General features: G+C 48.0%; 29 protein-coding genes. 21 read left to right on the plus strand and 8 right to left on the minus strand.

Going from position 1 to position 25,580, the window contains the following annotated elements; all coding sequences use genetic code 11:
* The first annotated feature begins 64 nt into the window (after nucleotides 1-64).
* The 3 genes from dapF to A3CS_RS0101185 are packed head-to-tail and all read left to right on the plus strand — an operon-like array spanning nucleotide 65 to nucleotide 2,516.
* Entirely contained in the window at nucleotides 65-889 is an 825-nt protein-coding gene (dapF, locus tag A3CS_RS0101175; RefSeq protein WP_019518153.1) for a diaminopimelate epimerase, read from the plus strand.
* Nucleotides 890-898: 9 nt separating this feature from the next.
* On the plus strand, nucleotides 899-1,789 hold the full coding sequence (gene xerC, locus A3CS_RS0101180) for a tyrosine recombinase XerC (protein WP_019518154.1): 891 nt from the start codon (nucleotides 899-901) through the stop codon (nucleotides 1,787-1,789).
* A gap of 13 nt (nucleotides 1,790-1,802) precedes the next feature.
* Nucleotides 1,803-2,516 carry an HAD-IA family hydrolase gene (locus A3CS_RS0101185; RefSeq protein ID WP_005545162.1) on the plus strand — a complete coding sequence of 238 codons (714 nt, stop codon included), beginning with the start codon at nucleotides 1,803-1,805 and terminating at the stop codon, nucleotides 2,514-2,516.
* Between the two features lie 100 nt (nucleotides 2,517-2,616).
* On the opposite strand, the gene A3CS_RS0101190 is transcribed toward A3CS_RS0101185, so the two are convergent.
* Complete coding sequence (locus A3CS_RS0101190) at nucleotides 2,617-3,042, minus strand: hypothetical protein (protein WP_005544252.1); 426 nt, start codon at nucleotides 3,040-3,042, stop codon at nucleotides 2,617-2,619.
* 27 nt (nucleotides 3,043-3,069) lie between these two features.
* Here A3CS_RS0101190 and A3CS_RS0101195 point away from each other — a divergent pair, with 27 nt between their 5' ends.
* The 18 genes from A3CS_RS0101195 (at nucleotide 3,070) to A3CS_RS0101280 (ending at nucleotide 18,298) form a co-directional block, all read left to right on the plus strand.
* Nucleotides 3,070-3,393: a hypothetical protein gene (locus tag A3CS_RS0101195; RefSeq protein WP_005545157.1), complete on the plus strand. Its 324-nt coding sequence runs from the start codon at nucleotides 3,070-3,072 to the stop codon at nucleotides 3,391-3,393.
* A gap of 29 nt (nucleotides 3,394-3,422) precedes the next feature.
* Entirely contained in the window at nucleotides 3,423-4,166 is a 744-nt protein-coding gene (locus A3CS_RS0101200; RefSeq protein WP_005545155.1) for a beta-ketoacyl synthase chain length factor, read from the plus strand.
* Nucleotides 4,151-4,939 (plus strand): lysophospholipid acyltransferase family protein, encoded by a 789-nt coding sequence (locus A3CS_RS0101205; protein WP_005545153.1) that lies wholly within the window; start codon nucleotides 4,151-4,153, stop codon nucleotides 4,937-4,939. Before A3CS_RS0101200 ends, A3CS_RS0101205 begins: the two co-directional genes overlap by 16 nt.
* Nucleotides 4,917-5,180, plus strand: a complete 264-nt coding sequence (locus A3CS_RS0101210; protein ID WP_005545151.1) for a phosphopantetheine-binding protein — start codon at nucleotides 4,917-4,919, stop codon at nucleotides 5,178-5,180. The genes A3CS_RS0101205 and A3CS_RS0101210 overlap by 23 nt, the downstream gene beginning before the upstream one ends.
* A 2-nt stretch (nucleotides 5,181-5,182) precedes the next feature.
* Nucleotides 5,183-5,434 carry an acyl carrier protein gene (locus tag A3CS_RS0101215; RefSeq protein ID WP_005545149.1) on the plus strand — a complete coding sequence of 84 codons (252 nt, stop codon included), beginning with the start codon at nucleotides 5,183-5,185 and terminating at the stop codon, nucleotides 5,432-5,434.
* On the plus strand, nucleotides 5,434-7,101 hold the full coding sequence (locus tag A3CS_RS0101220; protein WP_005545147.1) for an AMP-binding protein: 1,668 nt from the start codon (nucleotides 5,434-5,436) through the stop codon (nucleotides 7,099-7,101). Before A3CS_RS0101215 ends, A3CS_RS0101220 begins: the two co-directional genes overlap by 1 nt.
* A gap of 25 nt (nucleotides 7,102-7,126) precedes the next feature.
* Nucleotides 7,127-7,672, plus strand: a complete 546-nt coding sequence (locus tag A3CS_RS0101225; RefSeq protein WP_005589202.1) for a COG4648 family protein — start codon at nucleotides 7,127-7,129, stop codon at nucleotides 7,670-7,672.
* Entirely contained in the window at nucleotides 7,669-9,030 is a 1,362-nt protein-coding gene (locus A3CS_RS0101230; RefSeq protein WP_019518157.1) for an AMP-binding protein, read from the plus strand. Before A3CS_RS0101225 ends, A3CS_RS0101230 begins: the two co-directional genes overlap by 4 nt.
* Entirely contained in the window at nucleotides 9,030-9,752 is a 723-nt protein-coding gene (locus A3CS_RS0101235) for a glycosyltransferase family 2 protein (RefSeq protein ID WP_005575740.1), read from the plus strand. Before A3CS_RS0101230 ends, A3CS_RS0101235 begins: the two co-directional genes overlap by 1 nt.
* The gene (locus tag A3CS_RS0101240; protein ID WP_005545138.1) at nucleotides 9,749-10,675 is read left to right on the plus strand and encodes an LpxL/LpxP family acyltransferase; all 927 of its coding nucleotides are present in this window, start codon (nucleotides 9,749-9,751) and stop codon (nucleotides 10,673-10,675) included. Before A3CS_RS0101235 ends, A3CS_RS0101240 begins: the two co-directional genes overlap by 4 nt.
* Nucleotides 10,672-11,118, plus strand: a complete 447-nt coding sequence (locus A3CS_RS0101245; RefSeq protein ID WP_005575742.1) for an acyl-CoA thioesterase — start codon at nucleotides 10,672-10,674, stop codon at nucleotides 11,116-11,118. The genes A3CS_RS0101240 and A3CS_RS0101245 overlap by 4 nt, the downstream gene beginning before the upstream one ends.
* Nucleotides 11,115-11,699 (plus strand): LolA family protein, encoded by a 585-nt coding sequence (locus tag A3CS_RS0101250; protein WP_019518158.1) that lies wholly within the window; start codon nucleotides 11,115-11,117, stop codon nucleotides 11,697-11,699. Before A3CS_RS0101245 ends, A3CS_RS0101250 begins: the two co-directional genes overlap by 4 nt.
* A 6-nt stretch (nucleotides 11,700-11,705) precedes the next feature.
* Nucleotides 11,706-13,979, plus strand: a complete 2,274-nt coding sequence (locus tag A3CS_RS0101255) for an MMPL family transporter (RefSeq protein WP_005545132.1) — start codon at nucleotides 11,706-11,708, stop codon at nucleotides 13,977-13,979.
* A gap of 129 nt (nucleotides 13,980-14,108) precedes the next feature.
* Complete coding sequence (locus A3CS_RS0101260; RefSeq protein WP_005569645.1) at nucleotides 14,109-14,588, plus strand: hypothetical protein; 480 nt, start codon at nucleotides 14,109-14,111, stop codon at nucleotides 14,586-14,588.
* Between the two features lie 8 nt (nucleotides 14,589-14,596).
* Nucleotides 14,597-15,820, plus strand: a complete 1,224-nt coding sequence (locus A3CS_RS0101265; RefSeq protein ID WP_005568642.1) for a beta-ketoacyl-ACP synthase — start codon at nucleotides 14,597-14,599, stop codon at nucleotides 15,818-15,820.
* Entirely contained in the window at nucleotides 15,813-16,256 is a 444-nt protein-coding gene (locus A3CS_RS0101270) for an ApeP family dehydratase (protein WP_005545126.1), read from the plus strand. Before A3CS_RS0101265 ends, A3CS_RS0101270 begins: the two co-directional genes overlap by 8 nt.
* Before the next feature lie 49 nt (nucleotides 16,257-16,305).
* Complete coding sequence (fabG, locus tag A3CS_RS0101275) at nucleotides 16,306-17,034, plus strand: 3-oxoacyl-ACP reductase FabG (RefSeq protein ID WP_005545124.1); 729 nt, start codon at nucleotides 16,306-16,308, stop codon at nucleotides 17,032-17,034.
* 19 nt (nucleotides 17,035-17,053) lie between these two features.
* On the plus strand, nucleotides 17,054-18,298 hold the full coding sequence (locus tag A3CS_RS0101280; protein WP_005545121.1) for a beta-ketoacyl-ACP synthase: 1,245 nt from the start codon (nucleotides 17,054-17,056) through the stop codon (nucleotides 18,296-18,298).
* Nucleotides 18,299-18,708: 410 nt separating this feature from the next.
* On the opposite strand, the gene gnd is transcribed toward A3CS_RS0101280, so the two are convergent.
* From gnd to zwf, 7 genes are all read right to left on the minus strand, one after another.
* Nucleotides 18,709-20,163, minus strand: a complete 1,455-nt coding sequence (gene gnd / locus A3CS_RS0101285; RefSeq protein WP_019518159.1) for a decarboxylating NADP(+)-dependent phosphogluconate dehydrogenase — start codon at nucleotides 20,161-20,163, stop codon at nucleotides 18,709-18,711.
* 555 nt (nucleotides 20,164-20,718) lie between these two features.
* Complete coding sequence (locus tag A3CS_RS0101290) at nucleotides 20,719-21,177, minus strand: virulence factor (RefSeq protein WP_005541228.1); 459 nt, start codon at nucleotides 21,175-21,177, stop codon at nucleotides 20,719-20,721.
* A gap of 79 nt (nucleotides 21,178-21,256) precedes the next feature.
* Entirely contained in the window at nucleotides 21,257-21,511 is a 255-nt protein-coding gene (locus tag A3CS_RS0101295; RefSeq protein WP_005545114.1) for a hypothetical protein, read from the minus strand.
* 12 nt (nucleotides 21,512-21,523) lie between these two features.
* The gene (locus A3CS_RS0101300; RefSeq protein ID WP_019518160.1) at nucleotides 21,524-22,216 is read right to left on the minus strand and encodes an aspartate/glutamate racemase family protein; all 693 of its coding nucleotides are present in this window, start codon (nucleotides 22,214-22,216) and stop codon (nucleotides 21,524-21,526) included.
* Nucleotides 22,217-22,330: 114 nt separating this feature from the next.
* Entirely contained in the window at nucleotides 22,331-22,759 is a 429-nt protein-coding gene (locus A3CS_RS0101305) for a hypothetical protein (RefSeq protein ID WP_005587967.1), read from the minus strand.
* Nucleotides 22,760-23,085: 326 nt separating this feature from the next.
* On the minus strand, nucleotides 23,086-23,784 hold the full coding sequence (pgl, locus tag A3CS_RS0101310; protein ID WP_019518161.1) for a 6-phosphogluconolactonase: 699 nt from the start codon (nucleotides 23,782-23,784) through the stop codon (nucleotides 23,086-23,088).
* Between the two features lie 252 nt (nucleotides 23,785-24,036).
* Nucleotides 24,037-25,521, minus strand: coding sequence for a glucose-6-phosphate dehydrogenase (zwf, locus tag A3CS_RS0101315; protein WP_005564557.1), 1,485 nt, complete (start codon nucleotides 25,519-25,521; stop codon nucleotides 24,037-24,039).
* Between the last annotated feature and the right edge of the window lie 59 nt (nucleotides 25,522-25,580).

The following is a 25,580-nucleotide window of genomic DNA, read 5'->3' on the forward strand; positions in this document are numbered from 1 at the left end:
GATTTACTCAACCGACGGGGCTGATTATAATGCTTGCCATCGTTTGAATAATTTAAGGATACACATGCAATTTTCCAAAATGCACGGTTTGGGTAATGATTTTATGGTGGTGGATGCGGTGACACAGAACATTTACTTCCCGACGGAAACCATCAAACGCCTGGCGGATCGCCATCGCGGCGTTGGTTTTGATCAACTATTGGTGGTGGAGCCACCTTATGATCCCGAACTGGATTTTCATTATCGCATTTTTAACGCGGACGGCAGCGAAGTGGCACAATGTGGCAACGGCGCACGCTGTTTTGCCCGTTTCGTGACGCTCAAAGGCTTAACCAATAAAAAAGACATCGCCGTAAGCACGCAAAACGGCAAAATGCTGCTGACCGTGAAAGAAGACGGTAACGTGCGGGTGAACATGGGCGAACCGATTTGGGAGCCGAATAAAATTCCGTTTACCGCCAATAAATTTGAGAAAAATTATATTCTGCGCACGGAAATCCAAACGGTGCTGTGCAGCGCGGTATCTATGGGCAATCCGCATTGCGTGGTGCAGGTGGAGGATATTCAAACCGCCAATGTGGAACAACTCGGTCCGCTATTGGAAAATCATGAACGTTTTCCGGAACGGGTGAATGCGGGCTTTATGCAGGTGGTGAATCGTCATCACATCAAACTACGCGTATACGAACGCGGTACCGGCAAAACCCAGGCTTGCGGTAGCGGCGCTTGTGCGGCGGTGGCGGTGGGTATTATGCAAGGCGTGTTGGATAACGAAGTGCAGGTGGATTTGCCCGGCGGCAGTTTGACCATCGAATGGCAGGGCGAAGGGCATCCGTTATACATGACCGGCAGCGCCACCCACGTGTATGACGGCGTGGTTTGTTTGTAAGAGTGGCTTATGCAAAATGCCTTGCAACATTATTTCACCTATCTGCGCGTTGAATGTCAGGTCAGCCCGCATACTTTGAGCAATTATCAGCGCCAGCTTGCGCGGGTCACAGCGATTCTACAGGGCGCGGGTATTACGCAATGGCAACAGGTGACGGCGAGCGTGGTGCGTTATGTGGTGGCGCAAAGCAGTAAGCAGGACGGTTTAAAAGAAAAAAGTCTGGCGTTGCGCCTTTCTGCGTTGCGCCGTTTTTTGACTTATTTGGTGCAACAGGGCGAACTGAAAGTGAATCCGGCGACGGGCATTTCCGCGCCGAAACAGGCGAAACATCTACCGAAAAATATTGACACCGATCAGGTGCAGCTGTTACTTGCCAATGACAGCAAAGAACCCATTGATATTCGTGATCGGGCGATCATCGAATTGTTATATAGTTCCGGTTTGCGCTTGTCCGAATTACAGGGCTTGAATCTCAATAGCATTCACCTCCGCTCGCGTGAAGTGCGGGTTATCGGGAAAGGTAACAAGGAACGGGTGGTGCCATTCGGGCGTTATGCCTCCCACGCCATTCAGCAATGGCTGAAAGTGCGGTTGTTATTTAACCCGAAAGACAATGCGTTATTTGTCAGCCAATTGGGTAACCGAATGTCACACCGCGCAATCCAAATGCGTTTGGAAACCTGGGGCATTCGGCAAGGTTTGAACAGCCATTTAAATCCGCATAAATTGCGCCATTCGTTTGCCACCCACATGCTGGAAGCCAGTTCCGATTTACGCGCGGTGCAAGAACTGCTCGGACACAGCAATTTATCCACCACACAAATTTATACCCACCTTAATTTCCAACATTTGGCGGCGGTGTATGATGCCGCGCACCCGCGCGCGAAACGTAAAAAATAAGGGAAAAAACGCCATGAAATTCTACCGCACTTTAATGCCTTTTCAGGTGATTAGTTTTGATTTAGACGACACCCTTTACGACAATTCGCACGTCATCACCACGGCGGAACAGAAATTCGTCACCTTCGTGCAACAACATTGCCACATGGCGGATTTTAGTTTGGAAATGTGGGCGGCGTATAAAAGAGCCACCGCACAACATAATCCGCTGATGGCAGAAGATGTGACCTTATGGCGCTTGCGCAGTTTGCAGGTATTGCTGGCAGAACGGGGCAAAAGTGCGGTGGAAATTGCCGGTGTTTCGCAAACCGCGATGGATTACTTCTTACATTGGCGCCATCAAATTGACGTGCCGCCACAAAGTTTTGCCGTTCTGCAACAGCTAAAACCGCGATATAAATTGGTGGCAATTACCAACGGCAATGTGGATCCCGTGCGTATCGGTTTTGATCAGTTTGATTTGGTGTTACGCGGCGGTAAGCATGGGCGGGCAAAGCCCCATAAAGATTTATTTCTGCAAACTGCTCACTATTTTAATATTCTACCGGAACAGATTTTACATGTCGGCGATAATTTAGGCACGGATGTGCAGGGCGCCATACAGGCAGGTTGTCAGTCTGTATGGTTAAATTTGAGCGGAAAAGACATCACTGAATTTAGCGAAGTGCATATTTTGCCGACGGTGGAGATGAATGAGTTGACGGATTTGTTGCAGTTATACGGATAAAGTGCGGTTGGTTTTCAGAGCGTTTTTAGCAACTTGTATTAAATCACTTCTGGATAATGGGAGGACGCGAAACCCTCCCGTTATCTCTGTTTACCAGTACTTATTTCACAATATCGCCTTTTAAGGCTACACCAGCGATAAGATGACCGGCGTGGCATTCATATTGAGTGGTACTTTTATAAACGTTTTTCTTGTAGTAACTGACGATATTGCCCACTTTGGTGGCGCCGGAAGATTGTGCTTTATCCTGTAATTGCTTAACGGCAGACAAGAAAGCGCGTTTGCAGGCTTTTTCGTCAGATTTGTTGGCAGCATTGGTTTTCTTGTTGGTGACAGCATTGTCGACCACCACTTTACCCGGTGCCGGTTTACCGAAGTAAAGTTTTACATTCGGGTTGAGGAAACGCTGTGCTTCAGGGGAATTCAATACACTTTGAATATCATAGTGATGAGTGGTATCACGCGGGGCACAGGCGGCGATAAATACAGTCGCAACGGCAAGGGTTAATTTAGTCATCAGTTTCATGAAAATCTCCTTTTGATAGTAAAAAAGATGAAAACCGTACGTAAGTATAGCATTTTTATTGATAACGAATACATGGTTCTTGCGGTGCGCCAATTGCTTTCGAACCGGAGCCTAGGTAAAATTGACCCGGTTTTTATCTTTACTATTTTAGTCGAACCGGTGAAAGAAAAAGGCAATTGTGATCGTATTTTATTTTTCACTGTCAAAGGAAATAGCCGTATTATCGCCGGAGCTAAACCGGATTTGCGCGACGTCGCCGTCAAGCAACTTAGGTTTTTTTATCTTATAAACGTCGTGGCGATGAAGACGATCGTGTTGATCAGGTCGGCTTACAAGGTTAAACAGACTTAATGATTAATCAATTATTTCAATAAGCTAGCATGACGCAAACGATTTGTCAGTTTTCATTCAATATAGCCGATTGGAAAATCGTGTGTAATAAGCAATTAAGCACCGAGGATTGGAAATCGGGTTATGCCCATTGGCAGCAAAATCAGGCAAATTTCGCCGATTTTTCGCCTAAACTTGCTTTTCTTCCGCCGCTGAAACGTCGTCGTTTAAGCGATTCCGCCCGTTTGTTTTTTGAAGCCGCCTGGGATTTGGTAGAGGAACAATCCAATTTGCCTGTAGTGTACGCTTCCGCAAATAGTGAAATTAACCGGAATTTCACGTTATGGTATTCATTATTGACGGAAGGTGACGTGTCACCGACTTCCTTTAGTTTGTCGGTGCATAACGCCCTTATCGGCCAATGGTCTGAGTTCCGTCAGGTGAAAGCGGAAACCACCGCTTTAACGGCAAATAAAGACAACTTGGAAGTGGCATTATTGGAAGCCTATTTATTACTCAAAGAAGGCGCAAAAAAAGTGTTGGTGGTGATTGCCGAATCGCCGTTGGAGCTGCGTTATAACGTGCAGCCTGTGGTGCGCCGGCCGTTTATTTATGCTTTGGCATTGGTGGTTGAAGCGGGCGGGCAATATCAGTTAAGCCTGACTAATCAAGCACCGAAAGCGGACGATGTTCCTGATACGGCGTTGGAATGGGTGAAAAATCAACATCTGGATTGTACGCAATGGCGTACGCCGAGTAGCGCCGGGGGAGCTTGGTTATGGCAGAAAAGCTAGACTGGCTACGCCGCTTTGTGTTCACCACCATCGGGTTTCTGTTTTGGGGCGTGGCAGGCACATTGTTACAACTAGTACTTTATCCTTATGCACGTAAACATAAACACGGCGATTTGCAAACCCAACTGAAAGTGCGCCGTTTTGTTGGGGGTAGCTGGTATTATTTCATCCGCTATTTATCCTGTGCCGGCGTGTTGGAGGTGAGTTATAAAGGCTTTGAAAAACTTGGGCGTACCGGGCAGCTAATTTTGCCGAATCACCCGTCCTTATTGGATGTGGTGCTCATTTTGGGGAAAACACCAACTCTGAATTGCATTGTGAAAAAGGAGCTGTTGGATAACCCCACCATGCGCAATCAAATTTTAGCCTGCGGTTTTTTGCCTAATACGGAATCCGTAGAACTGTTGGAACAAAGCCATGAAGTGTTGCAACAACAGGCGTTACTGCTGTTTGCCGAAGGCACGCGCACAGGCTGGAACGGCGAAGTGAAACTGAATCGCGGCGCGGTATCCATCGGGTTACGCAGCGCCAAAGTGATTACGCCGGTGGTGATTCGGATGAATCCGCTCAGCTTAAAAAAAGGGCATCCGTGGTATAAAATCCCGCGCAAACGTATTCATTATGAATTGATTGTTGGTGACGATATTGACCCGCAAGATTGGCTGAAAGAACAGTCAATTCCTATGGCATCACGCCGCTTAACCAAATATCTGGAAAATTATTTCAACACACATATAAAGGACAACGAAAATGGAACTGGAACAACAGCTTAAACAACTTATTATTGATAGCCTTGCGTTAGAAGATATTGGTATTGAAAACATTGATAACGATACTGTCTTGTTCAGCGACAGCGGTTTGGGATTGGATTCCGTTGATGCCCTTGAACTTGGTCTGGCGGTGCAAAAAACCTTCGGTTTACAGTTGGATAGCGAACAAACTCAACTTCGTGATCATTTTGCAAGCGTCGCCACGCTGGCGCAATTCATCCGCAGCCAAAAAGGTGAGGTATAACCATGACCGAACAGGAAATCCGCGACTTACTCAGTGAAGCGCTGGAATATTTATTTGAGATCGAACCGGAGAGAATCAAACCGGACACCAATCTGTACGAAGATTTGGAAATCGATAGCATTGATGCCATTGATTTAATCGACCACATTAAACGGAAAACCGGACATAAATTACAAGCGGAAGATTTCCGCAATGTCCGCACCGTGGATGATGTGGTTAAAGCCGTTCTGAAACTGAGCCAAAACGCACAATAATGTTCGCCAAATATACCGACAATAACCTCATTGCGAGCCATCCCGAATGGCGTTATGCAGATTTTGCGCAAAAAGCCCTGCAAATTTCCGCAGAATTACAACAACGTCAAATTCAAGCCATTACCGTTTGGCTGGAAGACGGTGCCAAACTGGCGTGCACCTTATTAGCTGCGTGGCACGCCAATGTGCGGGTGTTATTTCCACCGAATTTCACCCCGGAAAGCATTCAATGGGTGAATGAAAATGCCGATCTCTGGCTCACCGACAGCGACATAAACCAACCGACAGCGGAATGGTTTGATCGCTTTGGTGAATCCCGCCACATTGAAAAACACCCGCAAAATCCACCGCTCTTTGACTACACCAATCAGACCGAAATCTGGCTGAAAACCTCCGGCAGCACCGGAGAAGCGAAAACCATCGTGAAAACCGTCGAACAAATGTGGCTTGGTGCGGAAGCCCTTGCCACGGCATTGCCGTTTAACGCGGATAACACCGTTACCGCCTTGAGCACCGTCAGTATTCAGCATATTTACGGCTTAACCGTGCATATCATGATGTCTTTGGTGAATGGTTGGCAAATCGGGCGCAAACAACAGTTTTATCCGGAATGTATCATCAGCGAAGCGCAAAAAAGCACGCAAACCGTGGTAGTCAGCAGCCCCACTATGTTGTCGCGAATTGACTGGCAGAATACCAAAATGCCGCAAACCATTGCGGGGGTGATTTCTTCCGGCGGCGCATTGGCGGAAGACATTTCCGAGCAAATGCGCCAGGTGTTGCAACAACCGGTGATTGAGATCTATGGCAGCACGGAAACCGGCCCGATCGCCATTCGTGACGACATTCATTTGTGGCAAACGTTACCGAACAGTCGATTAGGCAGTGATGAACAGGGTGCCTTGTGGATTGAAGGTTGCTGGTTGTCCGCCCGCGAACAAACCGCCGATATGGTGGAATTTTTAGCGGACGGCTTCCGCCTGCTCGGGCGTAGCGATCGCATTGTGAAAATCGGCGATAAACGCACCTCCCTTGCCGGCATTGAAGGCAAATTGCTGCAACATGACTGGGTGGACGATTGTTATATCGCGCGACATCCCGAGGTGCCTCGCTTGGCGGCATGGGTCGGTTTACATGCGCAGGGTGTGGAAATTTTGCGTGAAAAGGGGCGTCGTTATCTCATCGAACAGTTCAAAGATTATTTGGCGGAAACCCAGGACAAAACCGCCATTCCGCGTTTCTGGCGTTTTATCGATAAACTTCCGCGCAACAGCCAATCGAAAATAAATAAGCTGGAATTTAACCGCACTTGTGTGGAAGCACAGCATGATCCGATTTGGTTTACGCAGGAAAAAGATGAGCGGCATTATCAGGCGACGGGCAAAGTGCCTTTGGATTTGCTGTATTTGAAAGATCATTTCGCCAATTTTCCGCTTGTGCCGGGCGTCATTGAGCTGCAATGGATTAGCGAAAAAGTGAACGCGTTCTTGGGGCGTGAAGTGACATTTAGTCGCGTCGATAAACTCAAGTTCCAGAAATTCCTTCGTCCGAACGACACCTTCATATTGCAACTGAACGCCAACGAATCGCTGGATAAAATCACCTTTCAGTTAAAGGTGGACAATGAAATCTGTTGTAGCGGCGTAGCGATTTTGGCGCAGGCGTAGTTGCCGTAGCGCCCTCGGAACCACGATGATGAAAGTGCTTATTAACGTATTACTCAGCCTCACCGGCGTGGCTTATCCCATCATTTGGTTATTTGCCGAAGACCAAACGCCGTTGTTTTATTTGCCTTGGATAATGGCATTGCTGTGGGCGGCGAAAGGCTTCTTTCAGCAGCAAGGGCAGCGCTATTTCGCTTGGGCGATGGCATTGATTCTGGCGGTGGTGGGCATCACCCGTTCCGTTGAAACCATGTTTTGGTATCCCATTATTATTAACGGCTTAATGTTGTCCCTGTTCGGCGGCAGTCTGTGGAGCGAACAAACCGTGGTAGAGCGTCTCGCCCGTTTGCAGACACCCGATTTAAGCGAAGCCGGTGTGCGTTATACGCGTAAAGTAACCCAACTGTGGTGCGCTGTTTTTGTGATTAATATCGTCATCACCGCTTCGGCAATCTGGTTGAAATACTATGATTTCTGGGCGTTATACACAGGCGTGCTTTCCTACTGTTTCATCGGCGTAATTATGGCGGGGGAATGGCTGGTTCGACAAAAAGTCAAAAAACAACAAACATGATAAATAACCTACATTTTTTCAATATCCCCGATTTATGGCATGACCAAGGCGATGAGACCGCGCTGATTGCGCGCAATCCCGATTGGCAATGGGTGGATTTTCGTACACGCGCACGGCAAATTACTGAGCAGTTGACACAGGATAACGTGAAATCCGTGGCGTTCTGGTTTGACGATGCCGCCTTGTTTGCATGCGCCATGCTGGCGTGTTTTCATGCCGGTGTGCGGATTTTATTGCCGCCCAATTTACTGGCGGAAAATCAGCAATGGAGCAAAGAAAACGCCGATTTTCTGTTGGATGACGCGTTGTTCGCCGAGTATGGCATCACGCAACACGCCTCGCAAAAACACCCGGCAAAACGACCGCACTTTACTTCCCACCAGCAAACGGAAATCTGGCTGAAAACCTCCGGCAGCAGCGGTCAGCCAAAGATTCTGGTGAAGACTGCCGCGCAAATGTGGCTGGAGTCGGAGGCGATTCGTCAATCCTTGCCTTTCTCCGCCGACAATGACATTCATTTGGTCTCCAGCGTTTCCGCTCAACACCATTACGGCTTGTCCTATCGCATTATTCTACCCCTCACCATGGGCTGGAGCATTGCCCGAAAGCAGTTGCCTTATCCGGAATATTTAATTGAAGAAAGTCTGCTCGCGCCGAAAACGGTGTGGATTAGTAGCCCGGCATTGTTGACCCGTTTAAATTTAGCCGACACGAAATTAAAACAATGCGCTTTTGCAGGCGTCATTTCCTCCGGCGGCGTATTGCCTGCCGACGTGGGCAACGCCATCCGCGAGAGATTAGGCGTTAAGCTGATTGAATGCTACGGCAGTACGGAAACCGGCGCCATCGCTTTTCGTGCTGATGACGGCTTGTGGCAACCGACCCCGCTCACAACCGTTGGATTAAACGAAGAAGGCGCTCTGTGGGTGGAATCTGAGTGGTTCAACCAACGTGAGCAAACCGCCGATGCCGCCGAACTGATTGACGGTAAATTCAATTTACTGGGGCGTCTTGATCGCATTGTGAAATTCGGTGATAAACGTATTTCTCTGGTGAAAATCGAACAGGATTTATTGCGCCATCCCTGGGTGACGGATTGTTATGTGGCGCAACATCCGCAGCATTTGCGCCCTGCGGCTTGGGTCGCTTTGAATGAGGCAGGCATTGCGGCGTACCGGCAACAAGGGCGTCATGAATTTGTCAATGAATTACGCGCGTTTTTAATGCAAACCCAAGAGCGCGCCGGCTTGCCACGTTTTTGGCGATTCACCACGGAGTTGCCGCGCAACAGCCAGTCAAAACTCAGCAAAGAGGCTTTTTATCAGGTATTTTTAACGGAAAAAGAGGAACATTTTTAATGCAAAAGGTCATTGTGATTATTCCTCATTACAACCATTCCGCCACTGTAGGCGAGGTGGTAAGGCAGTTGCACGCCTTGGATTTACCCGTTTTGATCGTGGATGACGGCTCCGCCGAAAATCACCTGCGCGTCCTTCGGACCTTACAGCAACAGCCCGAGGTTTTTGTACATTATTGTCCGACCAATGGCGGCAAAGGCGCGGCAATGAAAACGGGTTTTCGCCTTGCGGCGGACATGGGATTTAGTCACGCCGTACAAGTGGATGCGGACGGGCAACATCACTTGCCCGATGTGTTAAAGATGATCGCAGAAATGCAGAAAAATCCCACCGCACTTATTTGCGGTCGCCCGCTTTATAGCGACGACGCACCGAAAGCGCGCCTGTACGGACGCAAAATCACCGATTTCTGGAACGCCATTCATACCCTTTCCCTGGACATTAAAGACGGCATGTGCGGTTTTCGGCTGTATCCTTTAGCCTCTATTTTATCGCTCATGCAACAAGAATCCCTCGGCAATCGCATGGATTTTGATATTGATATTTTGGTGAAAGCCCATTGGCACCAAATCCCATTGGTGTGGGTGGATACGCCGGTACGTTATGAGCCGGGCGGTATTTCGCATTTTCGCGGGTTTGCCGATAACTGGGAGATCAGCAAACTGCATACCCGATTATTTTTTGGTATGCTGTGGCGCATTTGCACGGGGCGGAAAGTATGACTTCACAACATTGGGCGCAACAACATGAACGGGGCAGCAAGTTTTTCTTAAACTTAACCCGTTTGATCGTGCAATATTGCCCACTTTGGGTGATTCGCATCGTGACCTTTGTCGTAGTGAGTTATTTTTTCCTCACCTCAACAAAAGCACGTCGCCACATTCGCCGTTATCATCAGCGTTTACAGCGTACATTCCCGCACCTGACCTTGCCCCGCTACGCCTTATTCCGCCATTTTTTAGCCTTCGGCGAAGCCATCGCTGATCGCTTTGCCGTGTGGCAGAAAAAAATCCGTTATCCCGATTTGATTTTGGACGATAGTGATAACGTGTATCGTGACATTCGTTCCGAAGGGCGCGGGCAGATTCTGATTTGCTCCCATTTCGCCAATATTGAAATTTGTCGTGCGCTGGTGGACAGCGGACATCACGGCAATTTCCGCCTGAATATTTTGGTGCATAATCGCCATGCGCAGGCATTTAACGAAACCTTGGAAAAGGCGGGCGCCACCTCCTTGCCGCTAATTCAGGTGGAAGAATTGGATGCGCAAAAAATGTTGGAGTTGAATGAACGTATTGAACGGGGCGAGTGGATCGCCATTGCCGCCGATCGCATTCCGGTGCGCGGCAATAAAACCGAACAGGTGGATTTTCTGGGTTCACCGGCAACCTTCCCGCAAGGGCCCTGGTTGTTGGCAAGCCTGTTGAAAACGCCGATTAATACTGTGTTCTGCGTGAAAAAACGCAGCGAATACTATTTAAAATTACGCCATTTTTCCCCGCCCATTGAAGGCAGAGGCAAACAGCGCAACGAAAGTATCAAACGCGCCATGCAACAATATGCCGATATTCTTGCCAAAGAATGTGAAGAAAATCCGCTCTATTGGTTTAATTTTTACGATTTCTGGGACGATTATTCAAAATGAAAAAACACATTTACTGCCATCATGCCTCCGAATATGAAATTCAGTTTTTTGACGTGGATTCCATGAATATCATGTGGCACGGGCATTATGTGAAATATCTGGAAATGGCGCGCTGTGCCTTTCTGGAAGAAATTCACTGCACTTATGATGTGATGAAAGAAAAAGGGTACGGCTGGCCGGTGGTGAAATTAAATTTGAAATATGTGCAACCGACCCTTTTCCGCCAGAAAATTCGGGTGGAACTGGTGTTGGTGGAATACGAAAGCTGCATTCGCATTGATTATGTCATTCGTGATGCGGCGACCAATCAAAAACTCACCAGCGGCAGCACCACCCAAGTGGCGGTGGAAATCAAAAGCGGCGAAATGCAGCTGCAAACCCCGCCGTGTTGGCGAAGTGCGGTGGAAAATCACCGCACTTTTCAGGCGGAGAATGCATCATGAAAAAGTTTTTCGTCCTTTGCTGCCTGCTTTTCAGTCCGCTGACCTTTGCCTTTTCCGAAGCGGAGCTCATTACATTGCTTCAACCCCCGCAAAACGTGCAGGGCAATTTCACCCAGCAACGTTTTCTTAAATCCCTTGCTAAGCCCATTACCACACAGGGCAAGTTCACTTTGTTGGCAAAAAAAGGCTTGTTATGGCAAATGGAAAAACCCTTCACCAACCAACTGCGGGTGAAAACCGACGGCATTATGCAATGGGACGGCAAACAATGGGTAGCAAACGGCAACATGGGGCAGGCGCAGCAAATTAGCCTGTTTTTGGGCTTATTGTCGGGCGATATTTCCGGTTTGAAAGCGCAGTTTGAGGTGGCGTTGTCGGGCGAGGCGAAAAACTGGCAATTGACTTTAACGCCAAGTTCCTTGCTGATGAAACAGATTTTTACCGATATTCAGATTCAAGGTGATGAGGTGGTGAAAGCCATTGTGTTAAACGAAAAACAGGGCGATAAAACCCACATTCAATTTGACCATATTCAACAAAATCAGCCTTTGGCGGCGTTCGCACAATCCGCGTTAGAATAAAAAACGATGAAAAAATCCACCGCACTTTCCGTTCTGTATGCCCTGTTCCTGACGGCGACATTGTTGCTCTTTGGTTATGCGGTGAAAAAAGGCGCTTGGTTAGAAACGGATTTGCGTGCCCTGCTGCCGCAAGAACAAGGCTGGACTACCGTGCAAGTACGGGCGGATGAACAACAGGAAGCGCGCCTCAACCAGCAACTTATTTCCCTTATCGGGCATTCATCGCCGCAAAAGGCATTTCAGCTGGCAGAACAGGTTGCGCAGCAATGGCAAAAGAGCGGGTTGTTTGCCCGGATGGATGCCAAAACGCAACCGGATCTTGAAGCATTGCGTGCCGAAATCGCCCGATTACGCCTCGCCACTTTGCCGCCCTCCGTTCGCCATCAGTTGCTTCATACGCCACAGGATTATTTCCAACATTACGCCGAGCAGATCATGAATCCTTTCGCGCAAACCAATTTGCTTCCGCTGGATCAGGATTGGCTCGGTTTCGGCAGGTTCGTTTTGCCGCAGGCGCAATTGCAGGGGCAGATTCAATGGTATGCCGAAAATGGCATGTTGTATGTCACGGACAAGGATAAAACCTGGGCGCTGTTGCGCGGGGTGTTGCAACAAGGGGACCTGATGGATCCGTCGTTAAATCTGACCGCACTTTTAACGCAGAACCGCCAAGCCGTTGAAGCGGCACAGGGCGATATGTTGGCGACCGGCGCCGCCTTGTTCGCCATTGACGCCAAAGTCAAAGCGGAGCGGGAAAGCACCTTAATGAGCGCGTTGGGCGTAAGCCTGACGTTGTTGTTGCTGTTGCTCGTGTTCAGAACGGCGCGCGTGTTGTGGCTGTTTTTGCCGATTCTAACGGGCATGCTATGCGGCGTCACCGCCACAATTTTCGTTTTCGGACACATTCATATTCTCACCATTGTCATCGGCACCAGTTTAATCGGCGTGTTGATTGATTTTCCGCTGCATTGGCTGGCATCTTCCTTATTTCATCAACCATGGCACGCCGCGCAGGCGATGCAAAAACTACGGTTTACTTTTCTGATTAGCCTGCTTGTGACGCTGTTGGGCTACGGCTTGCTCGGTTTTACTGCCCTTCCGGTGTTAAAACAGACCGCACTTTTCTCCGCTATCGCGTTAATCTCGGCAATGTTCGCCACCTTGCTTTTTTTGCCTGCATTATTTCGCCGTTATCAAAACAAACCGCGCACCCCGAACCCAAAAGTGCGGTGGATTTTGGATGCGTTTTTTACCCGTCGCATGGGCGTGGTTTCAATCCTGTTAGGGGGGATTTTTATCGTCGGCGGTTTGTATCGTTCCGAATGGCGTGATGATATTCGTCAATGGGTTTCTATGCCGCAGGTGATGTTAGACGAGGCGAAGCAAATCGCTGACTTGACCGGCGTGGATTTGGGCAACCGTTATTTCCTGGTGCTTGCCGACAACGACGATGCCTTACTGGAAAAAGAACGGGCGCTGACAACAAAACTGGATGAACAGCACATCCCTTATCGCGCCCTTTCCCAATGGATGATGTCGGAAGCGCAACAGCGGCAATTTATAGTGGAATTGCAGGCAAAACTCAAACCGCAGGATTATGCCGTATTGGATGAGATTGGCGTGCCGTCGGAAAGATTACAACAGGCACTGCGGGAATTGAACACGCAGCCGCCGTTATCCTTGCAGCAGGCGTTGCAATCTACCGTCGGGCAAGCATGGCTGCCGCTCTATTTAGGCAAATTAGCGGAAAATCAGGTGGCAGGCATCGTGCAGGTAAGCGGACACAGTGCCGTTTCCCTTGCGCATTTGGCAAATCAACAGGATATTTTCTGGCAGGATAAACGGGCGCACTTGAATCAAGCGTTTCAGCAAACCCGCGATCAGGCGGCGTGGCTGAAAATGCTTTCTTTTGTATTTGCCGGCGTGTTGTTGTGGCGTTTGTTCGGGGTTAAACGCACTTTCACCATGTTGCTTCCGCCCTTGTGCGCTATTGTGATCACCGTGGCAATTTTCGGCTGGGTCTGTTTGCCCATCAGTTTATTTACTATGTTCGGGCTATTGCTGGTATCGGCGATCGGCATTGATTACACCGCGTATATGCAAACTGCAAATGAGCCTTTATACGGCAAATACATTGCGGTATTATTGGCGGCAATGACAACCCTCATTTCCTTCGTCTTATTGGGGCTGAGCTCCACACCGGCAGTGGCTTCCTTCGGTTTAAGCGTGAGCCTCGGTGTGTTATTGAGCGTCATCCTGACTTTTAAACTATTACGTTAATTCGGAGAACCCAAATGGCACAATGTGATGTGGTGATTTATGGCTATAGTTGATTTCCTTTGCCGGCAATCGTTGTTCCATTGTAGCGGGCGATACGCGGAATACGGAAAATCCGTTTGTGGCGAAATAATGAAATACTTTGCTCTGTTGTTCTGCTTTTGGCTGACCGCGTGCAGCTCGTTGCCGCAGGTGGAACGGTTGCCGCCGCAACAACAGGCGGTGCGCGTGTTTAAAGTGGAACAGTTAAATGCGCAACATCAGTTACAACAAGCCAGCCTGCTGACATTGCAAACCGAACCACAACAATGGCGCTGGGTGCAAACGGATCCCCTGGGTGCGCCTCTGGCGCGCGTGATTTTAACGCCACAAGGCTGGCAAAATGACGGCTTTATCATGCCGAATCAACAAGCGCGCCGTTTGTTTTCCGCCTTGGCGACAGCATTGAATCCGCAGCACCCGTTATTTACCTTCAGCCGCATTGAACCCGTGGCGCAGGGTAATGATTATTTTATTCAGCATAACAAAGTCTGGCGCATTGCATTGCGTCCGCCACAGATTGAAATCCACCTGGCGGATGACAGCCGTTGGCGTATTGAAGAATTAAATTAAAGGAAAAAATGACCGCACTTTATCTAAGTAAACCAGCTATTTTGAGCAGCCTTGGCGATGGCATCGAAACACACATTGCGCGTTTGCTGGCTGCCGAGGATTCCCCTTTGGCATTTTCCGATTCGGCGTTTAAGTTGTATCACACCGAAGGAAAAGCGCGCGTGTTCGGTGAAGTAAACGTGCCGCTACGCCCGTTTGCCGAAAGTTTGCCTGCGATACATCAAAGTCGTAACAATCAGTTATTGTGGCATTGTCTGGCGCAAATTGAACCGCAAATCGAACAGGCAATTGCCCGTTTCGGACGCCAACGCATTGCCGTGATTATCGGCACTTCCACCACCGGTGTAGATGAAAACGTACCGGTATTTAAATATGCCGTTAGCCATAACGATTGGTCCGGTGCCGAGTTTAAACAACAGCAACAATATTTTTCCGCGCCTTCCGATTTCGTTGCTTATCAGTATGGCTTGCAGGGGTTGAGTTACGGCATTTCCACCGCCTGTACCTCCGGTGCCAAAGCGTTGATTAGCGCCGCGCGTTTGTTGAACGCCGGTTTATGCGATGCGGTGATTTGCGGCGGTGTGGATGAGCTTTCGCCTCTCACCATCAGCGGTTTCGGCTCTTTATCCGTTTTATCCGATAAGCGTTCCAATCCGCTTTCCGTGAATCGCGACGGGATTAATCTCGGCGAAGGCGCCGCGGTTTTCGTGATGAGCCAGGAAAAATTAGACGATACGGCGATTCAATTACTCGGCTACGGCGCCAGTAGCGACGCTTATCATATGTCTTCCCCGCACCCGGAAGGCGAGGGCGCGATCAGCGCCTTTCGCGCCGCGTTGGCGTCTTCCGAATTAAGCGCCGATGCGATTGGCTGGATCAATTTGCACGGTACGGGAACGGTACATAATGATCAAATGGAAAGTTTGGCGGTACACCGGGTTTTTGGCGACGACACGCCTTGCACCACTACTAAGCCTTACACCGGGCACACCCTCGGCGCCGCCGGTGCCGTGGAAGCCGCGATTTTATGGGGCATCATCGACCGCAAACTGAACCCGCAGGGCAAGTTGCCGGCACAATTGTGGGACAAACAGGCGGATCCCGCGTTGCCGAAAATTGCCATTACCGACGAACACAGCCACTGGCGCAGCGAACCCCGTATCGGCGCAAGCAGTTCTTTTGCTTTCGGCGGCAATAATACGGTGCTGATTTTAGGAGAACGGGATGCTTGATTTAACTTGCCCTATTACCGACATCGCGCCTTTGGTGCCACATAGTGGTAAAATGATTTTATTGGATCGGGTCACGGATTTCGGCGATGACTTTTTGATCGCGGAAGCGGAAGTGCGCCCCGATAATCTGTTGGTGAAAGACAATAAACTGCCCGGTTTTCTTGGCGCGGAAATCATGGCGCAAGGAGTTGCCGCCTGGGCTGGGTGCAAATGCGTACGTGCCGGCAAACCCATCACCTTGGGCTATTGGATCGGCTCCCGCAAACTCTGCATTCACCAACCGGACATTGCCATCGGCAGCAAATTACGCATTCAAATTAAGCTTTCTATTGAAGATGCCACCGGCTTCGGCGTGTTTGATTGCCAATTAATTGATTCAGCAAACCAACGGGTGATTGTGGAAGGTGCGCTGAACGTATTCCGACCGCAGGTGTAAATTCATCGCAAAAAACCACCGCACTTTTAACGCAATCTAAGGAAATCATATGAGCGAAACAATTTTAATTACAGGTTCCAGCCGCGGCATCGGCAAAGCCATTGCTTTACGTTTGGCGCAGGCGGGATTTGATATTGTGGTGCATTGCCGTAGCCGCATAGAAGAAGCGGAAGCGGTGGCGCAGGCGGTGCGTGAACTGGGGCAAAATGCCCGCGTGTTGCAGTTTGATGTTAGCTGTCGCAGTGAAGCAGCAGACAAACTTACCGCCGATGTAGAAGCCCATGGTGCTTATTACGGCGTGGTGCTGAATGCCGGCTTAACCCGTGATAACGCCTTCCCGGCGTTAACCGATGAAGATTGGGACCGAGTTTTACGCACGAATCTGGACGGTTTCTATAATGTGTTACACCCGATTATGATGCCGATGATTCGCCGTCGCAAAGCAGGGCGCATTGTGTGTATTACCTCCGTATCGGGCTTAATCGGCAATCGTGGTCAGGTCAATTACAGCGCCTCCAAAGCCGGCATTATCGGCGCGGCGAAAGCGCTGGCGGTGGAATTGGCGAAACGTAAAATTACCGTGAATTGCGTGGCGCCGGGCTTAATTGATACGGATATTCTGGATGAAAATGTGCCAATTGACGAGATCCTGAAAATGATTCCCGCAGGACGTATGGGCGATCCTGAAGAAGTGGCACACGCCGTAAATTTCCTGATGGGCGAAAAAGCCGCGTATGTTACCCGCCAAGTGATCGCCGTAAATGGCGGTTTGTGCTAAATAAAAAGAGATGAATAACATGAAACGAGTTGTGATCACAGGCATCGGCGCGGTTACCGCCTTCGGTAAAACATGGCAGGAGATTAAAACGGCATTCCAACGCAAACAAAACGCCGTACAAGCCAAAGCGGATTGGGCGGAACGCTACCCTGAACTGGAAGCCCGTTTAGGCGCGGAAATTCATGGTTATCAGCCGCCGTCACATTGGAACCGCAAACAATTACGCAGCCTCGGGCGGGTGTCGCAATTCGCCGTCGAGGCTGCCGAGCGTGCGTTGGCGAATGCCGATTTACTAGACGAAAACGGCGACATTCTTGCGTACCTCAAAGACGGCAGAATGGGCGTGGCGTGCGGTTCTTCCACCGGTTCCACGAATGATATTAAAGATGCCGCCGAGCTTCTCATGACCGGTAAATCCGACGGCTTCAACGCCAACACCTATGTGCGCATGATGCCCCATACTACCACCGCCAATATCGGTATTTTCTTCGGCTTAACGGGGCGTATTATTCCCACCTCCAGTGCCTGTTCTTCCGGCAGTCAGGGCATTGGCTATGCCTATGAATCCATCAAATACGGTTTGATTCCCATGATGCTCGCCGGCGGCGCCGAGGAATTTTGCCCGTCGGAAGTTTATGTGTTTGATTCCCTCTATGCGGCAAGTCGCAATGTGAATAATCCAAGTAAAACACCGCGCCCTTATGATAACGATCGCGATGGCTTGGTGATCGGCGAAGGGGCGGGGATTTTCGTGCTGGAAGAACTGGAGCACGCCCTGGCACGCGGAGCGAATATTATTGCGGAAGTGGTGGGCTACGGCGCAAACAGCGACGGCGCACACGTCACCCGCCCGCAAAAAGACACCATGCAACGTTGCATGGAATTGGCATTAAAAGACGCCCATTTATCCGCGCAAAAAATCGGCTATGTCAACGGACACGGCACGGCGACGGAGCAAGGGGATATTGCCGAAACCTTGGCAACGGAAGCGGTGTTTGGCAAGGTACCGTTAAGCTCGCAAAAAAGCTATTTAGGGCATACCCTTGGTGCGTGCGGCGCGTTGGAATCCTGGTTTTCCATTGAAATGATGCGCGACGGCTGGTTTGCGCCGACCATTAATCTGGATAATATTGACGAACGCTGCGGCAAATTGGATTACATTCAAGGCGACGGGCGCCATATTGAAACGGATTATGTGATGAATAATAACTTTGCCTTTGGCGGCGTGAATACCTCATTGATTTTTAAACGTTGGCAGGCGTGATTTAAACAACTATTAAAAATCTGTGTGGATATTGTCATTTATCAAACTTCTTGACAGCCTGCTAGTTACGCACAGAACATATATTTCAGCAAGGTGTATCACTTTTAGGCTCGTATCGCTATCCTGCCTTTAGCTTTTTACATTAACTTTTTAAAATGTGAAAACACCACCCTATTTTCCGACATGTATACTTTTTAAACTCACAAAAAGCTATTAAATACTCAATAATAGTTTGATGTTCTGAAGATTATTGCAAGATGACCTTTCTTTTCGTTTTAACATGTTAACAATGTGATATTTAATTTAATAATTTTTACTATAAAAGAGCTGCACCTTAATTGGTTGGTTGTAGTGTCCAACTTTTGGGGCGCAGATCAAAGTGCGGTCGATTTACAGGATGTTTTTACCCACTACACATCATAAGTAGTGGAAGCGGTGTTGCCGCCACGTCCCGTCCAGTTGGTGTGGAAGAATTCACCGCGTGGTTTGTCGGTACGCTCATAGGTGTGGGCGCCGAAGTAGTCGCGTTGTGCTTGCAATAAGTTTGCAGGCAAACGAGCTGACGTGTAGCCATCTAAGAAGGTAATCGCAGATGCCATACAAGGCATTGGGATACCCACTTCGATGGATTTCGCCACCACTTTGCGCCAGTCGCTCATGGCGTTTTCTAAAATGCCTTTGAAGTAGCTGTCGGAGCCTAAGAAAATTAGATCCGGATTGGCTTCGTACGCATCACGAATGTTGCCCAAGAAACGGCTACGGATAATACAACCTTCACGCCATAACAATGCCGTGTTGCCGTAGTTGATGTTCCAGTTGAAGCGTTCGGACGCTTCACGAATCAACATAAAGCCTTGTGCGTAAGAAATGATTTTAGACGCCAACAATGCTTTGCGCACCGCTTCAATCCACACTTTTTTATCGCCTTCCACTTTACCGATGGTTTTGTGGAACAATTTGCTTGCGGCGACGCGTTGATCTTTAAAGGCAGACACGCAACGGGCGAACACGGATTCGGTGATTAAGGTCAACGGAATGCCGAAATCCAATGCGTTGATCCCTGTCCATTTGCCGGTTCCTTTTTGCCCTGCGGTATCTAAGACTTTATCCACCAAACGGCTGCCGTCTGCGTCTTTATAGCCCAAAATGTCAGCGGTGATGTCAATTAAGTAGCTGTCTAATTCGGTATTGCGCCATTCGTTGAAGGTGGCTTGCAATTCGTCGTCGGACAAGCCCACGCCTTCTTTTAGGAATTGGTACGCTTCACAAATCAGTTGCATATCGCCGTATTCGATGCCGTTATGCACCATTTTCACGAAATGACCTGCGCCGTCTTTACCCACCCAGTCGCAACAAGGTTCGCCTTGTTCGGTTTTGGCGGAAATGGCTTGCAATACCGGTTTCACAAATTGCCATGCTTCTTCGTTACCGCCCGGCATGATGGAAGGTCCGTGACGCGCACCTTCTTCACCGCCGGAAACGCCGGTGCCGATGAAACGAATGCCTTTTTCACGTAATGCCGCCACGCGACGGTTGGTGTCTGGATAATTGGAGTTACCGCCGTCGATAATGATGTCGCCGGCTTCTAAATGCGGAAGCAATGCATCAATAAAGTGATCCACCACTTCACCCGCACGCACCATTAACATCACTTTACGCGGTTTTTCCAATTTGTTCGCCAAATCTTCCAAAGAATACGCGCCGATAATGTTCGTGCCTTTCGCCGCGCCTTCTAAAAACTCGTCCACTTTTGAAGTAGTACGGTTATACGCCACCACTTTAAACCCGTGGTCATTCATATTTAAAATGAGGTTCTGCCCCATCACGGCTAAGCCGATAACACCGATGTCGCCTTTTACTGACATTTTTTTCTCCTGTTGGTAGGGTGCAACTTGTTGCACCGATTTTAAATATTTTGGTGCAACAAGTTGCACCCTACATAACGACGCGCCAAAAGTGCGGTCGTTTTTTCAATTGTTTTTTAATTCACTTGATTCATACCGCCGCGAGTCTGCCGACGTGTGCCTTATAAATTTAGTGAGCCATTAGCACGAGTCGGGAAACCACAGCTGTTCGAAACATTATAATTTATTGATATCTTAAAATATCTTGCCTTCCTCCGTTTACGGGGGACAAAACGCAATGCGTTTTGAGCGTTGGTTCTGCCAACGACCCCAAAGGGGTAAGCAAGTGAGTTTCCGAGCTTGCGAATAACGTACCCGAAGGGCGGAAGGGGGAATTTATCTCGATGTATTCACAAGATCATGCTTAAAAATTGAGATTTTGCCCCCCTCAGGGCTTCGCCCAGCTCCCCCCGCGAACGAGGGGAGCCAAGTTTTTTTATATAAACAGTTACAATGTTTCGAACAGCTGTGGTCAGGAAACGCGCGCTAGTAACGGGCTATCAAAAAAGAATAAATTTAATTTTCTTGATTATTTTGTAATAACTCCTTCTCCGGAATTTGCTGTAAGGAAAATTGACGTTTTCTCACAATTTCTTCCACTTTATCAGCAGATAAACCTGCTTGTAATAATTCTTGGCGTAAGCTATTAAGCGAGCGATTAAAGGCCTCACGGGCACGCTGTACGCCTTCTACAATAAATTGTGCATTAAAATCATCTTTTAATTCATAAAATTGAATATTGGATGCGCAGTGATAAAACCATTCAAATCGCGCCGCAACCTCTTGTAATGCCAATGTGCCATGCGCTTGTTTAATGCCAATATCGCTCAAATAAACTGTGCCTTGAATATTAGTGAAGCCGTGTTTTTTTAAAATGCGCTGAATATCTGCATAAGCATTACGCCAACTAGGATTATGGTAATTTTCCTCCAAGCAATGCGTATCCATATCAAAAACAATTAATGTGCGATCCATTTTTTCTCCTACAATGGCACGCGTCAGAAAACACGCGTCGGCAAAGGGGCTACCTAAACCTAAAAGTGCGGTCGTTTTTCTAAACGTTTTTCAACGCCTCTTTATCTAAAATCACTTCACCATTTTCCAACACCAGCGCGGGAATGCCGATGTAGCCGTTGGCTTTGGCGTCATCAAAGGCGGAATGGGTGTCGCGTAATTTTAAGAAGGCTTTAAAATTTAAACGGTCGCCAGCAATATCTTTTGCTTCATAAGCGATATTTAGTCGCTGTAATTCCGCCACAAAAGATTCGGTATCCGGACACCAAAGGGCAAAGTACAAAATCGGTTTCATTTATCTCTCCCGTTATTTCTCCAAAATAAAATCAATCGCCATTTGGCTGTGTAAAAGTGCGGTGTCGAAAAACGGCAAATCGCTGTCTATTTGATTAATCAATAAACCGATTTCCGTACAACCCAAAATGACGCCTTCGGTACCAAGTGCGGTCAATTTTTCGATCTTTTTTAGATAAAAGGCTTTAGACTCAGGTTTTATTTTTCCCGTGCAAAGCTCTTCAAAAATAATACGATGAATTTCCAATTTATCTTTATCATTTGGCACAATTGGCTCAACACCACGCTCACGTAAGCCATCGACATAAAAATTATCCGCCATCACATAATGCGTGCCAAGCAATGCTACTTTGCATAAACCTTGTACTTTAATGCTATCCGCCATCACATCTAAAATATGTAACAACGGCACAGAAATGACATTTTGGACGGCATCCGCGACTTTGTGCATGGTATTGGCACCAATTAAAATACCTTCCGCCCCAATACTTTCCAGCAAACGCGCCTGCTCTGCCAAAATTTCACCTGCTTTAGCCCAATTTCCTGATTTTTGGCATTGCACGATCTCTTCAAAATTGACGCTCGACATCAATAACGGCGCACTTGCATTGCCACCCAACGCCTGATTCACCGCACGGTTAATGATTAAATAATAGGAAACCGTGCTTTCGGGACTCATCCCACCTAAAATACCTAATGTTTTCATGTTATTTTCTCTGATTTACCATTTGCATATCGAATAAAAGTGCGGTCATTTTTTTAAACGTTTTTATTCATACCGGCGCGCGTCAGCAAGGGAGGATAAGTTCCATCTACACGATTATTTAATTAAAAGCTTTTTCAAAGTAGAAAATAACTCCTTAGCCATTTTGTTATTATCCCTGTCTGTTGCACTCTCTTTCTCATGCCATTTAATAGAATCATCACCAGAATAAAAAAGATCAGCATAATTATTTACTGCTTGGCAACTTCCGCCTCGAGTTCTTGATGTACCAAAAATAAAATTACAGTTTTGGTGGTGAAGAGCATACAGGTTATGGCTAACACATTCATTATTGCCTGAAGAATATAGGTCTACTTTCACATTTTTATTTTGAAAGACAGCTAAAAAGTCAGCACAATTTTCACTCCGTTCAAAATACACCAATTTATCTAAGAATTGATCACAAGCATTTTTTAGTAACTCATTAAAAGTTGTGGTTTTACCTGTATTAGCCGCACCATATAAAATAAATAAGTTATGTTTCATGTAATTCCTCCAATAGTTTCCTACGATGGCGCATGTTTCCCAACGTGTGCCTTTATCTACAAGCACACGCTATGAAGCGTGCGCTATCAGTGAATATTCCTTATATTGATTCCAACTAATGACAACCCGTACCTGATGAACAAAAACCTTGAAGCATCATATGGAAAAACCAAATGCCGATACCCAGAAGGGCAAGTGTAATCGCCATAACTATACAAAAAATAATCTGTTTCATGTTTCTCCCTACGATCGTTTCCCAACGCGTGCCTTTATCTACAAGCACACGCTATGAAGCGTGCACTATCCAATTAAATAGAACGAAATATTTACAACAACTTCGCCGCATCTTTATCCAAATACCACTCCGTTACGCCATTCTTCGCGTGGATTTTGGCGGCGGGGTAAGGTAGATTTTCAGCCGGCGTGCTTTGGATTTCTTTTAAAATTTCGGCTTTGCCTTCGCCGGTGACGAGGTAAGTAATGCGTTTTGCCTGCTCAATGAGTTTAGCGGTTTTGGAAATGCGAATTTGTCCGCTTTCCGGGTGCTTAGCGATGACGGCAAGGTTTTCATCATCAAAGTTGGTTTGATGTGGGAAAAGGGACGAGGTGTGACCGTCGGCGCCCATGCCGAGAATGATCCAATCAAAAACGCCGTCAGAAATGACCGCACTTAATTCTGCTTGGAAGCGTTTGAGTTCAAAGTGCGGTTCATTTTCGCCACGGATTCGATGAATGTTTTCAGCGGGAATTTGAATATGATCGAACAACAATTTTTGCACTTCACCGTAATTGCTTTCCGGATCACTTGGGCTAACCATACGATCATCGCCCCACCAGAAATGCAGGTTTCTCCAGTCGATTTGTTCGGCGTAAGGAGATTGTGCAAGGGTTTTAAATAACAGTTTCGGTGTGGAACCGCCGGAAAGGGAAATGTGCGCAGGATGATTTAATTGGCTGTAAATCACAAATTCCTGCGCGATTTTTTCTACCGCATGTTGGGCGGTGGGGAAGGTGATGTAGTTCATGTTGTCTCTTCCTAAAATGGTGGCATGCGTTTTTTAATGTGTTTTTATTGAAATTCGTTTCCCTTGGATCCATCCGTTTACGGGGAAGTTGCTGTAGGCTGAGGGGGATCTTGCCTCCTTCCGCCCTTCGGGCACGTTATTCGCAAGCTCGGAAACTCACTTACTCACCCCTTTGGGGTCGTTGGCAGAGCCAACGCTCAAAACGCATTGCGTTTTGTCCCCCGCAGGCAGGGGAAGGCAAGAAATGGTTTATTACACTTTTTTCTTCATCAACCCGCTTGGGCGGCGCCATACACGACCGCTTTTGGCGATGAGTTTATCGGCTGCCGTCGGTCCCCAGGTGCCGGCCTCGTAATCATAAAGTCTGCCGCCTTGGGCTTTATAGTTCAAAATCGGTTGAACGAATTTCCAGGCGGCGTGTACGGCATCGGTACGCGCAAATAGGGTCGCGTCGCCTTTCATGGCATCAAGCAATAAACGCTCATAAGCGGTCATGACGGTGGCACCCGCAAGATCGGCATAGCGGAAATCCATCGACACTTCTTTGGCTTCAAAGCCGGCGCCCGGTTTTTTCAAGCCAAAACGCATAGAAATGCCTTCGTCCGGTTGAATACGGATAATCAGTTTATTTTCCGGCGCATTTTGGCTGAATACCGGGTGCGGGGTGGTTTTGAAGTGAATCACGATTTCCGTGACGCGTGCCGGCAGACGTTTACCGGTGCGCACGTAGAAAGGCACGCCCGCCCAACGCCAGTTTTCGATTTCACAGCGTAGCGCCATGTAGGTTTCGGTGGTGGAATACGGCGGCACGCCTTTTTCCTCTAAATAGCCTTTCACCCATTCGCCGTCCACTTCGCCTGCGACATATTGTCCCAACACCAGATTATGCTCCACGTCTTCCTGGGTCAACGGGCGCAAACAATGCAGCACTTTTGCCACTTCATCACGCATGGAATTGGCGTTGATAATCGCCGGCGGCTCCATCGCCACCATTGCCAGCACTTGTAATAAATGGTTTTGGAACATATCGCGCATCGCGCCGGAACCGTCATAATAGCCGCCACGCTCTTCTACACCGATAGATTCCGCGCCGGTGATTTCAATGTAATCAATGAAATTACGGTTCCACAACGGCTCAAACCAACCGTTGGAAAAGCGCAACACAAGCAGGTTTTGGACGGTTTCTTTACCAAGATAATGGTCGATACGGTAAATTTGATGTTCTTCAAAGAAACGGTGAATTTGAATATCCAGCGCTTCGGCGGTTTCACGGTCATAACCGAACGGTTTTTCCACAATAAGACGCTTCCAGCCGCGATCTTCTTTATTTAAGCCATGTTCGCCCAAACATTCCGGAATCACGCCATATAGGCTCGGCGGCGTGGAAAGATAATACAAGGTGTTGCCTTCGGTGCGATAGGTGTCGTGCAGTTCGTCAAGACGCGGAACCAGTTTGGCGTAATCCGCTTTGTCCGCCGTATTGACCGCCTGATAATACAGGTGGCTGCAAAATTGCTCCAAGCACTCGCCTTTCGCGCCTTCATTTTTGATCAGCGTTTGGCGCATTTTCTCACGGAATGATTTGTCATTCAGTTCGGTACGTGCCACGCCGAGAACGGAGAAATCTTCACCCAGTCGATCAATTTTATAGAGGTTATATAAAGCCGGAATAAGTTTACGATAAGTGAGATCGCCGGAGGCGCCGAAAATTACAATACAACAGTTTTCTGCTTTCATTTTGTTACCATGTTGATTTGTTACCATGTTGATGTCATTGTTTAAATAACTGCTTCGTA

It is taken from the genome of Aggregatibacter actinomycetemcomitans DSM 8324, from assembly GCF_000372365.1.
Taxonomy (GTDB): domain Bacteria; phylum Pseudomonadota; class Gammaproteobacteria; order Enterobacterales; family Pasteurellaceae; genus Aggregatibacter; species Aggregatibacter actinomycetemcomitans.

What these genes read in the sequence shown, in the direction of transcription:
- pgl (WP_019518161.1), bottom strand. Translation starts at nt 23,784, where the DNA reads ATGAACTACATCACCTTCCCCACCGCCCAACATGCGGTAGAAAAAATC.
- A3CS_RS0101205 (WP_005545153.1), top strand. Translation starts at nt 4,151, where the DNA reads ATGGCAGAAAAGCTAGACTGGCTACGCCGCTTTGTGTTCACCACCATC.
- A3CS_RS0101255 (WP_005545132.1), top strand. Translation starts at nt 11,706, where the DNA reads ATGAAAAAATCCACCGCACTTTCCGTTCTGTATGCCCTGTTCCTGACG.
- A3CS_RS0101215 (WP_005545149.1), top strand. Translation starts at nt 5,183, where the DNA reads ATGACCGAACAGGAAATCCGCGACTTACTCAGTGAAGCGCTGGAATAT.
- xerC (WP_019518154.1), top strand. Translation starts at nt 899, where the DNA reads ATGCAAAATGCCTTGCAACATTATTTCACCTATCTGCGCGTTGAATGT.
- A3CS_RS0101200 (WP_005545155.1), top strand. Translation starts at nt 3,423, where the DNA reads ATGACGCAAACGATTTGTCAGTTTTCATTCAATATAGCCGATTGGAAA.
- gnd (WP_019518159.1), bottom strand. Translation starts at nt 20,163, where the DNA reads ATGTCAGTAAAAGGCGACATCGGTGTTATCGGCTTAGCCGTGATGGGG.
- A3CS_RS0101210 (WP_005545151.1), top strand. Translation starts at nt 4,917, where the DNA reads ATGGAACTGGAACAACAGCTTAAACAACTTATTATTGATAGCCTTGCG.
- A3CS_RS0101295 (WP_005545114.1), bottom strand. Translation starts at nt 21,511, where the DNA reads ATGAAACCGATTTTGTACTTTGCCCTTTGGTGTCCGGATACCGAATCT.
- zwf (WP_005564557.1), bottom strand. Translation starts at nt 25,521, where the DNA reads ATGAAAGCAGAAAACTGTTGTATTGTAATTTTCGGCGCCTCCGGCGAT.
- A3CS_RS0101290 (WP_005541228.1), bottom strand. Translation starts at nt 21,177, where the DNA reads ATGGATCGCACATTAATTGTTTTTGATATGGATACGCATTGCTTGGAG.
- A3CS_RS0101260 (WP_005569645.1), top strand. Translation starts at nt 14,109, where the DNA reads ATGAAATACTTTGCTCTGTTGTTCTGCTTTTGGCTGACCGCGTGCAGC.
- A3CS_RS0101300 (WP_019518160.1), bottom strand. Translation starts at nt 22,216, where the DNA reads ATGAAAACATTAGGTATTTTAGGTGGGATGAGTCCCGAAAGCACGGTT.
- dapF (WP_019518153.1), top strand. Translation starts at nt 65, where the DNA reads ATGCAATTTTCCAAAATGCACGGTTTGGGTAATGATTTTATGGTGGTG.
- A3CS_RS0101225 (WP_005589202.1), top strand. Translation starts at nt 7,127, where the DNA reads ATGATGAAAGTGCTTATTAACGTATTACTCAGCCTCACCGGCGTGGCT.
- A3CS_RS0101220 (WP_005545147.1), top strand. Translation starts at nt 5,434, where the DNA reads ATGTTCGCCAAATATACCGACAATAACCTCATTGCGAGCCATCCCGAA.
- A3CS_RS0101250 (WP_019518158.1), top strand. Translation starts at nt 11,115, where the DNA reads ATGAAAAAGTTTTTCGTCCTTTGCTGCCTGCTTTTCAGTCCGCTGACC.
- A3CS_RS0101265 (WP_005568642.1), top strand. Translation starts at nt 14,597, where the DNA reads ATGACCGCACTTTATCTAAGTAAACCAGCTATTTTGAGCAGCCTTGGC.
- A3CS_RS0101230 (WP_019518157.1), top strand. Translation starts at nt 7,669, where the DNA reads ATGATAAATAACCTACATTTTTTCAATATCCCCGATTTATGGCATGAC.
- A3CS_RS0101280 (WP_005545121.1), top strand. Translation starts at nt 17,054, where the DNA reads ATGAAACGAGTTGTGATCACAGGCATCGGCGCGGTTACCGCCTTCGGT.
- fabG (WP_005545124.1), top strand. Translation starts at nt 16,306, where the DNA reads ATGAGCGAAACAATTTTAATTACAGGTTCCAGCCGCGGCATCGGCAAA.
- A3CS_RS0101235 (WP_005575740.1), top strand. Translation starts at nt 9,030, where the DNA reads ATGCAAAAGGTCATTGTGATTATTCCTCATTACAACCATTCCGCCACT.
- A3CS_RS0101195 (WP_005545157.1), top strand. Translation starts at nt 3,070, where the DNA reads ATGAAAACCGTACGTAAGTATAGCATTTTTATTGATAACGAATACATG.
- A3CS_RS0101240 (WP_005545138.1), top strand. Translation starts at nt 9,749, where the DNA reads ATGACTTCACAACATTGGGCGCAACAACATGAACGGGGCAGCAAGTTT.
- A3CS_RS0101245 (WP_005575742.1), top strand. Translation starts at nt 10,672, where the DNA reads ATGAAAAAACACATTTACTGCCATCATGCCTCCGAATATGAAATTCAG.
- A3CS_RS0101305 (WP_005587967.1), bottom strand. Translation starts at nt 22,759, where the DNA reads ATGAAACATAACTTATTTATTTTATATGGTGCGGCTAATACAGGTAAA.
- A3CS_RS0101185 (WP_005545162.1), top strand. Translation starts at nt 1,803, where the DNA reads ATGAAATTCTACCGCACTTTAATGCCTTTTCAGGTGATTAGTTTTGAT.
- A3CS_RS0101190 (WP_005544252.1), bottom strand. Translation starts at nt 3,042, where the DNA reads ATGAAACTGATGACTAAATTAACCCTTGCCGTTGCGACTGTATTTATC.
- A3CS_RS0101270 (WP_005545126.1), top strand. Translation starts at nt 15,813, where the DNA reads ATGCTTGATTTAACTTGCCCTATTACCGACATCGCGCCTTTGGTGCCA.